The 15,705-nt window shown below is 68.1% G+C and carries 9 protein-coding genes; 5 read left to right on the top strand and 4 right to left on the bottom strand.

Annotated features, from left to right (window positions below; translation table 11 throughout):
- Nucleotides 1–3 precede the first annotated feature (3 nt).
- Entirely contained in the window at nucleotides 4–459 is a 456-nt protein-coding gene (locus WME79_RS45730) for a hypothetical protein (protein WP_437528481.1), read from the bottom strand.
- Between the two features lie 334 nt (nucleotides 460–793).
- Between WME79_RS45730 and WME79_RS45725 the strand changes: the two genes are divergently transcribed.
- Together WME79_RS45725 and WME79_RS45720 are read left to right on the top strand one after the other, a co-directional pair.
- Nucleotides 794–1,270 (top strand): helix-turn-helix domain-containing protein, encoded by a 477-nt coding sequence (locus WME79_RS45725; RefSeq protein WP_437526469.1) that lies wholly within the window; start codon nucleotides 794–796, stop codon nucleotides 1,268–1,270.
- Entirely contained in the window at nucleotides 1,203–1,838 is a 636-nt protein-coding gene (locus WME79_RS45720) for an IS630 family transposase (protein ID WP_437526466.1), read from the top strand. The genes WME79_RS45725 and WME79_RS45720 overlap by 68 nt, the downstream gene beginning before the upstream one ends.
- Nucleotides 1,839–1,991: 153 nt before the next feature.
- Here WME79_RS45720 and WME79_RS45715 read toward each other — a convergent pair whose 3' ends face one another.
- The 3 genes from WME79_RS45715 to WME79_RS45705 form a co-directional block, all read right to left on the bottom strand.
- The gene (locus WME79_RS45715) at nucleotides 1,992–2,420 is read right to left on the bottom strand and encodes a hypothetical protein (protein WP_437528480.1); all 429 of its coding nucleotides are present in this window, start codon (nucleotides 2,418–2,420) and stop codon (nucleotides 1,992–1,994) included.
- A gap of 13 nt (nucleotides 2,421–2,433) precedes the next feature.
- Nucleotides 2,434–8,859, bottom strand: a complete 6,426-nt coding sequence (locus WME79_RS45710; RefSeq protein WP_437528479.1) for an RHS repeat-associated core domain-containing protein — start codon at nucleotides 8,857–8,859, stop codon at nucleotides 2,434–2,436.
- A gap of 345 nt (nucleotides 8,860–9,204) precedes the next feature.
- A complete protein-coding gene (locus WME79_RS45705) occupies nucleotides 9,205–10,818 on the bottom strand; it encodes a sigma 54-interacting transcriptional regulator (RefSeq protein WP_437528478.1) in 1,614 nt (537 codons plus the stop codon).
- A gap of 559 nt (nucleotides 10,819–11,377) precedes the next feature.
- On the opposite strand from WME79_RS45705, the gene WME79_RS45700 reads away from it, so the two are divergent.
- The 3 genes from WME79_RS45700 (at nucleotide 11,378) to WME79_RS45690 (ending at nucleotide 15,628) form a co-directional block, all read left to right on the top strand.
- Nucleotides 11,378–13,957, top strand: a complete 2,580-nt coding sequence (locus tag WME79_RS45700; RefSeq protein ID WP_437528477.1) for a sensor domain-containing diguanylate cyclase — start codon at nucleotides 11,378–11,380, stop codon at nucleotides 13,955–13,957.
- A gap of 78 nt (nucleotides 13,958–14,035) precedes the next feature.
- A complete protein-coding gene (locus WME79_RS45695; protein WP_437528476.1) occupies nucleotides 14,036–14,392 on the top strand; it encodes a hypothetical protein in 357 nt (118 codons plus the stop codon).
- A 6-nt stretch (nucleotides 14,393–14,398) separates the two neighbouring features.
- Nucleotides 14,399–15,628 carry a hypothetical protein gene (locus tag WME79_RS45690; RefSeq protein ID WP_437528475.1) on the top strand — a complete coding sequence of 410 codons (1,230 nt, stop codon included), beginning with the start codon at nucleotides 14,399–14,401 and terminating at the stop codon, nucleotides 15,626–15,628.
- Nucleotides 15,629–15,705 lie beyond the last annotated feature (77 nt).

Genomic DNA, 15,705 nt, shown 5'->3' with positions numbered 1-15,705 from the left:
AGTTCACGCGTCAGGCGGTCCCGAAGAAGGGAACAACATGATCGGGCCCGCGAGGAGGTCAAGCAGGCTGTGTTCTGCAGGCGAACCGTCCTTGCCAGTCGGCCCCATGGGCATGACGGAAGGCAATTTCGGATCGACGAAAGTATGCCCCGGGAATCGATCGCGCGGCCCCCCGTGCTGTGCATGGGCATGCGGCGACTGCTTGGGACCATGCGGGCTCTCGCAGACCGCCTTCCCGTTGCCACCCAGCTCTCTGCTAATGTCGTTTTCTAATTTTCGCGCCGCGCGACTTGATTTCATGACAACGTCATTGCCTATCTTTCGGAGAAACAATGCCTCCCTGCGCGCTATCCGCCGACTGTATTGCAGGATCGACTGGCCGATGCGCCGGGCAACGCGCCACTTGGCTATTCTGGTCGAGTCGATGTAGTTGATCCGATCGCTGCTGGCGTACCGCAATCCGGCTCGACCGGCAAGCGCTCATCGTCCTCGCGAGTTTGTCACCAGACGGCCCAATCAGGTGTGGTGCTGGGACATCACCTATCTGAAGAGCGCGGTGCGCGGAGTGGAGTCTGAAGAGATATCGAGATGGGTGGCGGGCGGGCGAGAGAGCTGGCCTGGCAGCGCGCCTAGTGCCGCCCCGCAGTTTTGACGATCCGTTTCGCTCGGCTCGTGCGTCTGGGTGGGCGTGAGGGAAGAACGAAAGCAGCCGAGGTCCCGGTTCAGGGGGCTCCAGCTCAGCCAGGAGGACCAGCAGGCGCTGCGCCGACGCGAGCGGGAGGGCCCGCTGGGCATGCTCGTCGCACGGCGGATCCAGGCGCTGCGTCTGCTCGACAAGGGCTGGACGATCACGCAGGCAGCGGAGGCGACGGGAACCTACCGCCGCGAAGTGCGGCGTGTCGCCAACCGCTTCCTGGAGGGCGGCGTCGAGCACGCGCTGAGCGAGGAGTCCCGGCGACGCCGCTCCAAGCTCCTCGACAGTGTGCAGACGGCTGCGCTCATCGCGATGGTCTGCGGTCCGCCGCCCGAAGGGCGGGCGCGATGGACCATTGCCCTGGTCACCGACGAAGCCGAGCGCAGAAAGATCGTTCGCTCGGTCAGCCGAGAGACCATACGCAGGACCCTCGCCGACCAGGACATCAAGCCCTGGCGGGAAAAAAATGTGGTGCGTTCCCAAGATCGACGAACCGTTCGTCGAGCGGATGAAGGACGTGCTGGAGCTGTACGCCCGGCCCCACGACCCGAGCGAACCGGTCGTAGCGCTCGATGAGCGCCCCGTCGTCCTGCACGACAACGCAAGGCCCGACAGGCCGATGCGCCCAGGAAAGCCGCGGCGCATCGACTACGAGTACGTGCGCCGGGGAACGGCCAACATCTTCTGCATCGTGGAGCCGAAGACAGGGCGCCATCTCACCCACGCGACGGAGGACCGGACGCGTCCATCCTTCGCGCTCGCCGCCGAGCGTATTGCCCGCGCCTACCCGCGGGCGTGTCGGATTCATCTGGTCCTGGACAACCTCAACACTCACACCCCTGCATCGCTCATCAAGGCCTTCGGGGCCGAGCGGGGCCACGCGCTTGCCTCGCGTTTCGAGTTCCACCACACGCCGAAGCACGCGAGCTGGCTGAACGCCGCGGAGATCGAAGCCAGCCTCGTGTCCAGGGAGTGCCTCGGCCGCAACCGCATCCCAAGGCTCGCGGCGCTCCGGGCTCGGGTACGACAGTGGAACGCAGCTGCGGACCGAGCTCGACGCAAGATCAACTGGAAGTTCACCGTCCGCGACGCCGAGCGAATTTTCGGGTCCGACTGGTTCAACAGAATCGTGTCAGAGCACTAGCGCAGCTCGCCGCACAGAGGGGTCAGCGAGGCGGGCGGTGCGAGCTGGGCGGCGGGCTGTCCGAGATCCCCGCAGCCCCTACGACAACGTTCGCGGCGCCGCGAGATCGCCTGGTCCGGCGTTTGGCGGAGAGCGGCCCATGGATAGGAGCCCTCAAGCCGTCTCGCGCCAGATCCAGCTCTCCAGGTCGACGTCGTCGCGCTCGGCAAATACTGGCAGTATTCGAGAGATGTACCACGAAACGTCGGTCGTGCGCGGCCCCAACTTGACCCGGTCCATCGTCGGGCTGAATACCACCTCGCAGCTGGGGAACACCAGAAACTCACCGCCGACGTCGTCGCCCTCCCAGAAGAGACGGATGCCGAACACCTCGCCGGAGCGCATCTTCGCCTTAACCAGCGCATCGAGCTCTGTCCGCTCAGCCCCTTGCACCAGACGCCACTCAGAGGCGTCTTCGCCTGCCGGGACGCACCACCAGCCATGGTCGCGCGCGCGCCACTTGGAAGCCAGCAGCGCATCGATGATCGATCGCAGTCCCTTTTGTGCAACCAAATTCAGCGTCAAACCGGCATCAACCGACATCGCCTCGCTCCTCTCAGTGTTCGAAGAATTGCACACCCTTGCTCGTCAGCCAATCCTGCACATGCTGTGGAATCGGTGTATTCGAGTGGACCTCCAGGGTCGCATTTTTCTTGGTAGCGATACTCAGCCTCTCGCCAATGTCGGACTTGAATTTCTCGAAGCCAGGCCCTGGCTGGGTCTGGTCGAGCCAGTACCGGCCAGATTTGGCTTCGATCCACCGTGTGCCAACCGCTCCGTCGAATTCCCGTTTACCCACCTTGAAGTTCTTCTTGGTGACGTTCAGCGCGGTGTGAAGCCACTCCTCGAACTTCGTTCCCACAAGCCCGTTCGCCCCGCTCCCCGCAGCCGCGCCTTGAGCCATCCTGCCAGCCTTGCCAAGCTGTCCCGCACGCTTCACGCTGGAATAAAGCTTGCTGGCATCGCCGGCTCCAGGCACGGCGGCCCAGAGGCTCATCGTCGCGTTCACCGCGTCCCCTTCCCCGGCGTAGAGGCAGGCATTGGCGACGTCGCACGCCGGGCCGACCGGCGGCGGCGCGAAGCCACAACCATCGAGGCAGACGTGCGTGAGCTCGCGCATGTCCGCCGCCGTCATCGGACCGACGCTGAACCCGAATTCTGTTCCTCTGTCCCCGTCCGACGAGGGGCCGCCCTTCGCGCCGTCTCCGCCAGGACCCGCTCCACCGCCGCCGCCGGAGCTCTCGATGGCGCCATCGTCTTCGGGAAGGGGCTCCTCACCGTCCTCGAAGACATTCACCTCCTTCGTGCCAGTGCCGTCGCCATCGATGGTGACGCCCGGCGGCGGCGCGATCGTCGCGGGCGTGTTCGGCGTGCAGTTCGTCCCGTCGCACGGCTGGAAGCCCGTCGGATCCCTCAGGTTGAGGGGATCATTCAAGACGTAAGCGTAGGGATTGTACCCTTGCACCATCAGCGGCGACGGGATGACGGGATCGGACGTGAGGAACCGACGAAGGCTCGGATCGTAGACACGCCCCTGCATATCGACCCAGCCGAGCGCGTCATCATGCTCGTGCCCCGTGAAACCGGTCCGCACGTCGCTGATCCCGAGGGGCAGACCGGCGAGCGGCCCCCCGTTCTCGTCGATGCGCCCACCGAACGGCTCGTAGAAGCTCCTCGAGAGCACGCTGCCATCCGGGCGCAGCACCACGCCCACGCTTCCGAGCGCGTCCTTTTGCACGTAGCGGCGCTCTGAAACTCCGTCCGGGTGAACGAATTGCTGCGCCACCTCCTCGCCGTCCGCGAATACATGAAAGACGTGGGTTGTCTGCGCTCCCGCCGTCCGCCGCTCGTACAGCCGACCGAGCGTCAATACCGTCTCCGAAGGGCCCACCTTCATCACACGCTTGCCGTCGGCGTCGTACCGGAACGAGGTCGTTCCGCCCTCGCGTACGACCAGCCTGGGCAAGTCAAACTCCGTGAACGTCACGCCCATCGGGGCGCGTGGCCCACCTCGGCTGAACAGGCGACCGCGAACGTCGTAGGAGAGCGTGTCCGCCACCGCGCCGCCGATCCGAACCTCGCTCGGTCTGTAAGGCGGCCCGAAGACGTATTCCTCCCGAAGCGCGCCGTCGACGGACACCTCCTTGACGTTTCCCAGGGCGTCGTACGAGTAATCCGTCCTCGTCGACGTCGTGTTGGTCTGCAGCTCCCACCACCTGAGCTGCTCGCGCGCGTCATACCCGAACGACTCGTCCCGATTCGACTGTCTGTCGTAGCGTCGCTTGACGCGGCCATCCAGATAATAATCGTAGTCGAGATCGTACGCCCCAGGAGTCTGGACCCGATCCAGCCGCCCTGTAAGCGGCTCGTAGCCGTACGTCGTCTCGACCGTCGAGCCGAGCTGAACGGAGAGCGGCAGATCGTCGCTGTTGCGGCTGTTCATGCGCCAGATCGGAGTAAAGATCGTGAACTCCCGGAGCCCGTGCTGGCGGACGACCTCATGAAGGTAGCCATGAACGTTGTAGCGGTGCTTCACGTAAAACCCGGTCGCTCCCGACACCACGGGGTACTTTAGCAGGTCCACCCGCCCCAGGGAATCGTACGTCTGCTCAACGGCGTACGAGCTGCCGTCGATGGTCCACGTCGTTCGCGTGGGCCGCCCGTGCCCGTCGTATGCAAAGGCTTTCTGAACCCCGTCCGGGCTGGTAGAGCTGGCCAGCCGGCCGACGCCGTGCGCCGCCGTATCCCAGACGAACTCGGTCTCGCCATCTGCGTCCACGATCGTCTCGACACGTCCCAGCGCGTCGCGCTCGAACGTGCGCGTGGACAGTGAATCGGCGAGCGTGACCACCTCACCGAACGCGTTGTATGTGACGGTCGTCGCCGCCGACACGGGCTCCTTGTACCACCTCCGCCGGCCGCGCTGATCATAACGTTGCTCCAGGAGCACCAGATTCCCGCTGGACTCGTTGATCACCTTGCCGAGCAGGCCGAACGGCTCGTAGAAATAGCGCAGCGTCTGGGTCCCCTCCGTCGCGACCCGGGTGCTGGACACCAGGCGCCCGTCCCAATCGATCTTGGTGCGGTGCTCGCGCCCCTCGGCGTCGAAGGAGGTGGTCTCGAGGAGCGAATGCTCGTAGTGCTCGCGGCTCCCATCCGGGCGCCGCTCCTCGAGGAGCCTGTCGAGCGAGTCGTAGCTATAACGAGTGACCTGCACCGTCTCTCCGGACGTGGCCGGCCGCGTCGTCCGAACGACGCGCCCCAGCACGTCATAGCTCTGGCGGCTGCTGGCGAGCGCTCCGTCGAAGCGCTCGTGAGCCATCTCAATCGGGCGCGAGAGCTCATCCAGGGACAGGATGTCCCGACCCGCCGCCACGGCGCCGCCGCGCACGACCGTCGCCCTCGTCCCCGTCACCAGCGAGCCCTCGCGAAGCGCCTCATAGGTCACGTCGGTGGGAGTGCCGCCCTCCGGAGTCTCCGTTCGCAAGCGGTGGAACTCGTCGTATTTCCGCGTCACGGTGACGCCATTGCTGTCCATCTCAGCGACCAGATCTCCCGTCGCCGGATGGTAAACGGTCCACCGCGAATGATCGATACCATTCACGTCCGTCCAGCTCTGCTTGGGGAAGACGCGCTCGTCGCCCCAGTCGATGTACTGCCGCCGGTCCTCACCGCCGACCGACGAGCGCACGATCATCCACGGGAGGCCGTCCGGGTTACGGCTGTACGTGATCGAGATCGGAATCGACGCATCTGCGTTCCCTTTTTCGATATCCACCACGCGCACCAGGCCGCGATCGTCGTACGTCCACTCCACCTTGCGGGGCGCGGGGGGCGTGCTCCCGGTCTTGTACTCCCTCTCGAGCCGCTGCCGCGGGAGTCCGATGAGCCAGTCCGCCGTCAGGTTGTCGTACGTCGTCGAAACGATATGACGCTGCCCACCCGTCGTGATGGTGGCCACCTCGGTGACGTTCGCGAACTCATCAAGGGCCTGCGACCCTACCTGCTGGCGCCGCGTGCTCGGCATGCTCGATCCTGCGTAGCTCACGTGGGTCCACGCGAAGTCGTCGCGGTCGATGGTCGCCGCCTGCTCCCACTCGTTCTCGGTCCATGCGTACGGGTAGGCGAAATACGTGAGGCCGGAATGCAGCAGCCTGACCGCATATTGCTTCACAGTCTCGACGATGCGCGTGGTGGGCGCGCTCGTCTCCGGAGGTACACCTACCACCGATGGCCCGAGGACGGGGGTGATCACCACCGTCTTGGACGGCAGCCCGGCGAGAGCATAGCGGGAGTCGACCCGGGTCGTGTGGTCGTAGGTGATCCGCGTCTCTCGAGGGCGCTCGGGCTCCCACATGCGAATCTCACCGAACCCCAGCGACTTCCGAGACGACCAGTCGTACCGCAGATCACGGTAGCCGTAGATCGTCCGGTGGAACGCGGCGACTTGACTGCCCTGGTTTTCCCAGAGCTGCTGCACGACCGGCACCCCGCGCTTCTGGCATACTTGCGGGTAGGTGCATGTGTCGGGGGAGTCGGGCCGCACACGCGCGTAGAAGAAGCGGACCTCCGGCTGCTCCGCGGACTCGTCTCTCACGGCGACCACGCGATCGGTGTCAACACCGCGGTTCAGCAGCACCTCCCAGTCAGACGTCGTGGAATTGACGTGGACCAGGTCCGTCTGCCCATCCCCGTTGAAGTCGCCGGTGCGCGACGCGCCCCAGGGCATATCTCCGTTGTTGAAGAGCATCCCCGAGTCGAACGGCAACTTGATGATCGGTCGGTAGCCGCCCCTGCTCGTCGACAGCGACACCTCGATCTCTCTGGTCGGGTAGTTGCGGAACACGACGAAATCAGTGCGACCGTCACCGTTAAAGTCGGCCGTCCGCAAGCCCTCGTCGGTGTTCTGTAACGTATCGGGAACCGGTCCATTCGGAACCGTTTCGATGGGCCCAAACCCTCTACCGGTATTCCAGCGCACACCGGTCGCGTCGTCTTCGAATATCGGATAAACCAGATCGTCCAACCCATCCGCGTTCATGTCGACGACCAGGTCGTCCCCGTCGCCGTAGAGGTCGCCGGCGTCCTCGACGACGATGGCGCCAGCGTCGGCGGACGTCAGGAGCTGCTTTGATCCGCAGCCGAACAGAACGTCCCCACGCCCGTCGCCGGTCTTGTCCAGAACCCGCGCCGAGGTGGGGCATGCCTCAACGGGTCCTTGGATGATCTGAGGTGGTAATAAGAATGATGGCGGTCGGTTCCAGTGGACATTAAACTCCCCTGACTCATCCATGGGGTGATAAACGATATCTGCGCGACCATCGCCGTCGATGTCTGCCGCGACTGCGGGCAACGGTTTGTAACCGCTTTCGCTATTCATGAGTCCTGGGAACGTCAGCCCCGCGGAGTCCAGTCGCTTGGTAGACGGGTTGAATCGGAGAAGCGGATAGCTCTTATGGTCTCCCCACCTCTTCGCTGTGAATGCCATCTTCCCGCTAGCATTCACATCGACTTTGATGGAGGCTTCCACGGACAACGTGAGCGTCTCGTCAAACCCAACGCCGGCTAGCAGTCGAATGGGCGCGCCGAGGCCATCGGCGGTACCCAGGCGCAGCCAGAGCGAGTCTTCCGTGGGATCGTCGTAGCTGGGGGTGCCGAAGTCTCTGCTGTAGCCGACGATACGGTAGATGAGGTCATCGCGCCCGTCCCCATCCGCGTCGATCACGAGCGGCTTCGGCTCGGCGTCCAGCCAGTGCGGCTTCGGCGCGTCGTGCGCGGCGACGGGCTTCGCCTCGAACGCGAGGGGCGTATCGTCGTACTCCATCACCTTGGCGCGCAGGCACGACCCCTTGGCTCCGCACCGCTCAACCCGGTGGAGCCGCGAGCGCCCCGTCGTCGGGCTCTCCTCGTACGATAGCCGGTACTCCCACGCCAGGGTTGTGTCAGGCGATCGCCAGCCGAGCGCGTACATCTCCAGCCGCTGCAGCCGCCAGGGCTGGCTCAGGCGCACGCCGCTGACGTATCGAAACTGATCGTCCGGGTTCGACTCGTACACGAAGCGGACCTTCCTGCGCGGAGACTCTCCCTGTCGGGACGTGTACTCGATATTTCGTGGCGCATAGGCAAAATCGAACGGCGCGGAGCTGTTCTGCCGCGTGTCGTACGAGATCGTGATCGCGTTGCCGGCGCGGTCCTCCACCCGCGCCAGGACCCACGCGACGCCGATCTCGTTCTCCTCCACGTAACCGGACGTCACCGTGGTCGGACGGATACGCTTGGCTGCGAGGCGCTCGTAGGTAGAAATTCGCCCATCCTTGCCCCACACCTTGAAGCGCGTTGGATCTCTCCAACCGCCATACAGGAGGACACGCGCCATGGAATCTCGCTCTGTCCGCATCTCGATCGCGTCTGGCAGGGCGGGGTTCGGAACAGAAAGCAACCTCTGTCCGTCCAGACAATACGCGTCCTTGTCATCAAAATTGACGCCGCGCGGCCTTCCGTCGGTCGCTATTGTCCTCGCGCACCGCTTGATGGAGGACAACCCCGTCACGCTCCACCCCACGCCTTCCGGCCCGTTCCCATCGCCGCTTTCGTAGGAGAGCGCGAGGTCTGGCTGCATCCCTGCACGACCTTTCGGAACTTCAATGGGGATCCGATAGGTTGCGCGTCCTTGCTCTACGGCCCAGGCCGCCGGAATCGCACCGACCCGGTCGCTCGTCGGCACGATCGGGTCGTCGGGCATTAGGAGCTTTCCCGGCGGCGCCGGCGGATCCGGGGGCGGAGGGTTGAGGGGATCGAGCGGGTCATCGGCAGGATCGATCTCACTCTCCGGCGGTGTGAGGTCGTCAAGATCTGCCTCAAGCGCCTCTTGCACGTTGGACAAGGGCTCCGGGGCGTCCCCGCGCGCCGCCCCGTCCTGGTGGGTTCCGCACCCGGCGAACAGCCAGGCGACCCCCCACGCTAAATATCGAACCTTGTACATGAATCGCTCCTTGAGATGTCGCGACGAAGGCGCACAGCGGCGTCGAACTCGCAGCCTCGGGCTTTCGAGATCTGCGATCTTTGCCCTCGGCGAGCCCCGCGCGGCGCCCGTCGAGCGGCGGCCCAGCGCGCCCTCGTCGGCCGCCGTAAGGCAGCTTCGGTGCCGTGGGGCGAGGCGGCGCTGACCCCGGTCATTTCAGTTCGTCATTGCCCCGGGTGCGGTCCGCTCAACCGTCCGTGGAGCGTCCACGAACCGTCCGTGAACGCTGGCGGACGGTTTCTGGACGCTTGAGTCGCTCGACCGCCCATGAGCCGGAGGGTCCGCGGAACGTCCAGCTCCGCGCGGTCAGTCCGGCGGCGCTTCGCGCAGGCGCCCGGAGCGACCGAGCTCCCGCAGGCGCAGCGTCAGCCCCCGCTTCGACACCTCGAGACGCGCCGACATGGCGTCGAGATCTCCGCCGCACGCGTGGTGGCAGCGCATCAGCTCGTCCGCCGGGATGTCCGCCGCCTTGCGGACGTGAGGGCTTCGCTCGATGAGACGGTAGAGGGCGGTGCGCGAGACGCCGAGCGCCGCCGCCGCGGGTCCGATCGACCAGTGGCTCTGCCGAAGCGCCCTGAGCAAGGCGTCCTCGTCGACCTCCCGGTCCACGGGGTGGTCCGCTGGATTGGCCGTGGAGGCGTCCGCATCTCGCGTCTCGGCGAGGCGCGGAGCATCCGACGGGGGCCGCGGTGTCTGACGCGCCTGCTCCAGCATCCGCTCCAGGCTCTCATCGATGACGATGGCGTCGGCGCCACGGCTGGAGATCACCAGCTGCCGCGCGACGTTCCGGAGCTCACGCACATTGCCGGGCCAGCTGTGCTGGATCAGCCGCATCATGAGGGATCGAGGAAACCACGGCAGGGCGCCGTCCGCGGGCGACTCCAGCCGGCCCAGATCTCCGAGGCGCGCGAGCTCCTCGCGCAGAAAATGGAGCAGCAGGCGGGGAATGTCCTCGCGGCTCTGGCGGAGCGGAGGAATGGTGATGGTATAGCCCTGTAGCCGATGGAGCAGCGGCGCGCGAAACCTGCCTTGCGCGACGGCGTGCTCCAGGTCGACGTCGGTCGCCGCGATGACCCTGACATCCGCCGCGCGCTGCTCGGTGTCGCCGAGCGGCAGGATCGTGCCGGTCTCGAGCGCCCGAAGCAGCATCGCCTGGACATCCATCGGCATGTCGCCGATCTCGTCGAGGAAGAGCGTCCCACCGTGCGCGCGCTCGAAGAGGCCGGCATGGCGCTGGTGAGCGCCCGTGAAGGCCCCTTTCGCGTGCCCGAACAGCTCCGCGACCGCGGTTGTCGGGGCCAGCGCGGCCATGTTCACCGCAAGCAAGGGGCGACCAGCCCGCGGGCTCGCCTGGTGGATGGCCTGCGCGACGCGCTCCTTGCCAGCGCCGGTCTCCCCGCGAAGAAGGACGGGGACTTGCAGATCGGCGACGCGCGCGATCGACCTGAGGACCACCTCGAGGGCGTCGCTGTCGCCGACGAGCCCGTATCTCGGCGCTGGGGGCGCGGAGGTCACCCTGTGGACGAGGATCACGATCCTCCTGGAGAGCTGCAACAGCAGCCCCGCGCGCAGGGCCTCCGGAGGAAACTGGTGGGTCTCGTCGATGGGCTGTCCATCGACGGACAGGTGTCCCCGCCCCGCGGGCGTGATGGTCAGCGACTCGTCTGCGCCCCACGTCACAAAGTGAGGTTTCCGGCTCACATGCGGGTCGCAGAGCGGCGCGCACTCGTGGCTGCGCGGCTGCGCGAACTCGGGCTCGAGGCGGGAAAGGGGCACCGCGTACCCAGGGACGGCCACCGTGGTTGCCTGCGCGCCGATCCGGCGCAGGTCCGGGTGGTAGAGCAACGTGAAGCGCAGGCCATGGGCCACCCCGGATGCGCGACGCTCCGGCCCCGTGTCGACGCCATTCAGCGTCTCCACGTGGTGCCATGAGTCCCGCAAGGAGCATTCTGCCGAGCTCGGCGGCTCGCCTCGCGCTCCCTCGGTCGTCCTTGTCGGAAGAGCGGACGCCTGAGCGACAGCCTCGAAGCTGTCACCGCCCCTGATCTCGGTGCTGCACTGACGCTGAGACACGATCTCTTACTCTATCGCTGCTCTCCTGGTGTTCGTCCAGCGGTTAGTTAGCTGCCACACAATTGGCACACTCCTGCGCCGTGCCTCCCAGAGGCCGACCAGCCCCAGTCGATCTCGCGCTCCTCTCGTACCAACCGATCGCGGTCCCGTGGGGTAGCTCAGGCACCCCTTCAAGGACGTTCACGGTGCCCGCTGGCGATCGTCGAGCCGCGCACGTATCGACAACGATCGTTGCCCCGCCTCCGCGTACCCGAGCCAGGGCCTCTCAACCGCTCCATCCATTGACGACTCCAGGTCACACCCTCGCCCCCGCTCTCCCCCCTTTCCCCCCACGGTTCGGCCTTCTCTCTGCGCCAGCAGAGAACTGGGCCCCGGCGATCGACCTCTGGTACCGGCATCCGAGCCGATGGCCAACCTGGTGCTCGCCGTGCTCACCGCCCGCCGTATCGCGCGCAACGCGGCGCCGCTCGCCTGCGCGCTGGCCCTCGGGGGGCTCGTGGTCCTCGACGCGGCCTCGCCGCTCCCGCCGCTCGCGGCCGCGGCCGCGCTGCTCGTGCTCGTCGTGGCCCTCGTCCAGCAGGCGCGGCGGCGCGCCGCCGCCATCGAGGCGAGCGCCCTGCTCGACCTCGAGGTCGGCGCCCTGCTCCTCGTCGCCACGTTCGCCGCGGTCCTCCGCCTCGACGGCTCGCTCGACGGCGACGCCCACGCCGCCCTCTACGTCGTCATCGCCCTCGTGAGCGCGTTCGCCCGCCCAGGGGCGTCGCTCCTCGTCGCGATCGCCGCCGCCGCCCTCGAGGTCGCCGTCCGCTCGGCCGCGGCCCGTCGCGGCGCGCCGAGCCTCCTCGATGTCACGCGCGCTGCCGCGCCGCACATCGGCTTCATGGCCGTCTTCTCGCTGCTGAACGCCACCATCCTCCGCGCAGAGCTCGGCCGCGTCAGGAAGGCCTCCCACACCCGGCTCCAGGCCGAGATCGAGCGGCTCCGCGACGACGCGCGCAGCTACCGCCTGCTCTCGGCCCCGGCCCAGGCGCGCGGCGCGGGCGCGTGCCAGAAAGGCGACGACGAGCGGCTCGCCCGCTCCGGCGTCGAGGAGATCCACCAGTCGGTGCTCTTCGCCCTGCGCCTCCTGCGCGAGTCGCTCGACCTCTACACCGCCGTGCTCCTCTGGCAGAACGACGCGGGCACCCACCTGCGCATCAGCGAGCTCGCGAGCGACGCCCCGAACCTCTCCGAGGGCCCGTTCCTCTCCGGCGACGGCGTCTTCGGCGCGGCGATCACCCAGCGCGCGCCGGTCGTCCTCGGGGGCCTCAAGCCGGGCTACAAGCTCCCCTATTACGTCGGCCCCTCCCCGGTGCGCGCCGTGTGCGCGCTGCCGGTGTTCGAGCACGGCCAGCTCCGCGGCGTGCTTGTCGTCGATCGCGTCGAGGACCAGCCGTTCTCGCCGCGCGAGCTCGAGCTCATCGACGAGGCGTGCCGCTACGCCGTGCGGGCCATCCAGAACGAGCGCGTCTTCGTCCAGCTCGAGCGCGCCAAGGTCGAGCAGGGCAAGCTCTACCGCGCCGCCGAGGGGCTCGGCGCCGCCACGACCGAGGCCGGCGTCATCGAGGCCGGCGTCACGAGCGCCCGCGAGATCACGTCCGTCGATTTCGCGGCCGTCACGCTGTACGACGAGGCGCAGAAGGTCCACGAGATCCGCGCCGTCAGCGGCGACGGGGTCGCCGAGCTCACCGGGCAGCGCTTCCGCCACAACGCGGGGCTCGTGTCGATGGTGCTGCAGAACCGGCACCCGCTGCCGTACCGCGGCGAGTACGACGAGAAGCGGCAGATCGTCTTCACCCGCCGCGTCACGCCGCCGTCGATGCCGTCGATCATCGTGCTCCCGCTCGTCGTGCACGACCGGCCGCTCGGCACGCTGGTCCTCGGCTCGCGGCGGCGCGCGGCGTTCACCGACTCGGTGCGCAGCACGCTGGAGGTCCTCGCCAGCCACATGGCCGTGTCGCTCTCGAACGCGCGCATGGTGCGGCGCCTCGAGGAGCTCGCGACGATGGACGGGCTCACCGGGCTGCTCAACAAGCGCGCGATGCTCGAGGTGGCGGACCAGAAGATCACCGCGGCGCGGCGGTTCTCGCGGCGGCTCTCGGTGCTCGTCACGGACATCGACCACTTCAAGAAGGTGAACGACACGTACGGCCACGACGTGGGCGACGTGATCATCAAGGGGCTCGGCGACGTCCTCCGGCACGCGAAGCGGACGACCGACGCGGTCGCGCGCTTCGGCGGGGAGGAGTTCGTCGTGATCTGCGAGGAGACTGACGCGCGCGGCGCGATGCTGCTCGCGGAGCGCGTGCGCGAGGAGCTCGGCCGGACGACGTTCCACGCGGCCGGGAGCAACGGGCCGGTGCAGTGCCAGGTGACCTGCTCGATCGGGATCGCCACCTACCCCGAGGCGGGCAGCACGTGGGAGGAGCTCTTCAAGGCCGCGGACGAGTCGCTCTACGTGTCGAAGCGCTCGGGCCGGAACCGCTCCACAGCGTGGTCGCCGGCGGTGCGCTCGAACAGCGCGCATCCGCCCGCGGCGGAGGCGGGCGCTCCGGCGAAGCACGCGGCGGAGGCGGCCGGCGCGGCGAAGCAGGCGGCAGAGGCGGCCGCCACGGCCACGGCGAGGCACGCGGCAGAGGCGGCCGCCACGGCGAGGCACGCGGCGGCGCCCGCGACGGCGCGGCCCGCGGCGACGGCCGCGGCGGCCAGGGCTGCGGCGGCGAAGCCCGCGGCAGGGGCGCCCGCGCCACAGCGCAGGACGGCGGTGACGGGCGGCGCAGGCGGCGCCGCGGCGGCCCCGGGGCAGGACGGCGCGCCGTCCGCCGGGAAGCGCGCCGCGGCCGCCGCGCAGGCGCCGGCGAAGGCGCCCGGCGAGGCCGAGCCTCGGAGCAAGCCGAGGCGCCCGCCGGACGTCGATCCCACGAGCAAGCCGAAGACGGCCGCCTGAGGCCTGCGCGCCGCTTGCGGCGCAGGCGCTGCGGGAACATAAGCCTCTCCGGCGAAGCCAAAAAGCCAAGGAGGCACGATGAGCTCTGACCCCGATCGAGACGACCCCAAAGAGGATCTCAAGCAGGGGCTGAGCCTGCTCTGGCGCGCGGCGCGCAAGACGGCCGTGGACCTGCGCAAGGACCTCGACAGCACGAACGTCGGCAAGGCGATCGACGACGCCGGGCGCGAGCTCGTCCGGGCCGCCACGAACGTGGTCGGTCGGATCGGCGCCGAGCTGAGCAAGGGGCCGGCGCAGGCGCCCCCACACGACGAGCGCTCCGAGGGCCGCGGGGAGGCGGAGGGGCCCGAGACGCGGCCCGCCGGGCCCACCCCGGAGGACCCGGGGTTCCGCATCGCGGTCGACCCGGAGGACAAGGACACGAAGCCCCGCTAGTCGCCTGTGTCAGAGATCCCAGCGCAGCGGCGCGACGGCCTCTGGCCGCGCGTCTATCGGCCGAGCCGCCGCCAGCGCCTCGTCAGCAATGCGGCCGGCGTGGTGCTGCTCGCGATGGGGCTCGCGCTCGTCGCCGGGGTAACGCTCGCCTGGAGGCCAGACCGGGCACAGGACGATGTCCTGCGCGCGATCCTCGGGCTCAGCGGCGTTGGCTTCGCGCTGGGCGGTGCCTATTGCTTCGCCTGGATCCGGCGCAAGCGCGTTGTCCTGTTCGAGGACGCGATCGAGCTCGTCGACCTGGGGTATGGCCGGCGCCGTTTGCGCCGGGACGAGATCCTGGGACTGCGGATCATCCCCAGACAGCACGGCTTTCAGCTGTTTGTCTTCGAGCTCCGTGAGCCCGGGCGGAAGCCGGTGAAGACCGATTTCTACTGCGAGCGCGACGCCATCCTCGGCGACTGGCTCGCGGCCATCCCCGACCTCGATGTGCTGGACCGGGAGCGCGCCGAGGCCGAGCTGCTCGGGCGGCCGGAGCTCGGGCAGACCGAGGAGGAGCGCCGCCGGGCGCTCGCCAGGGCGCACTCGATCGCGCGCGCCGCGAACGTCCTTACCGCGGGGGCCGCGGCCTGGGCATGGATCTACCCCCGGCCGTACGCGGCCGCGATCGCGGCGCTCGCCGCGATCCCGCTCGCCGCGACGGCGCTGCTCCTCGCGGGGCGCGGCCTCTACTCCATCTCGGACGCTCGGAACGAGATACGGCCCTCGCTCCTGATGCCGCTGTTCGGCCCCGGGATGATCCTTGTGGTACGCACGCTCTTCGATCTCAAGGCGGTCAATTGGCAGCCGCCGCTCCTTTGGACCGCGCCCATCGCCGTCGCGTTCACGGCGCTGGTCCTCGTCGGGGAGCCGACGCTGCGCCGGCGCTGGTTCGCGCCGCTCGGCGTGCTGCTGGTCCTCGCCGGTTACGCCTGGGGCGCGCTCCAGATGGCCAACGCGCTGCTCGATCGCAGCGAGCCCGAGGAGTTTCGCGTCGCGGTGCTCGGCAAGAGCTTCTACTCGGGCAAGGGCCTGAAATATCGGCTGGAGCTCTCGCCCTGGGGACCCGACCCGGGCGGCGCGGTCACGGTCGACCGCGATCTGTACAACGCGGTGGAGGTGGGCGGCTCGGTCTGCGTCAAGCTGCAGCCCGGGGCGCTCGGCGTGCGCTGGTTCCGCGTCGGACCTTGCCAGAACTGACAGGAGGATCGATGGCGTGGCGCGCCGGCTCCAGAGATGGCGCCCATCGGGATCGTAGCGAACGAGGAACGCGTCGC

Source organism: Sorangium sp. So ce726, assembly GCF_051521405.1.
Lineage (GTDB): Bacteria > Myxococcota_A > Polyangia > Polyangiales > Polyangiaceae > Sorangium.
Note: the sequence above shows the minus strand (reverse complement) of the source record. Positions and strands in the feature narration are given on the sequence as shown.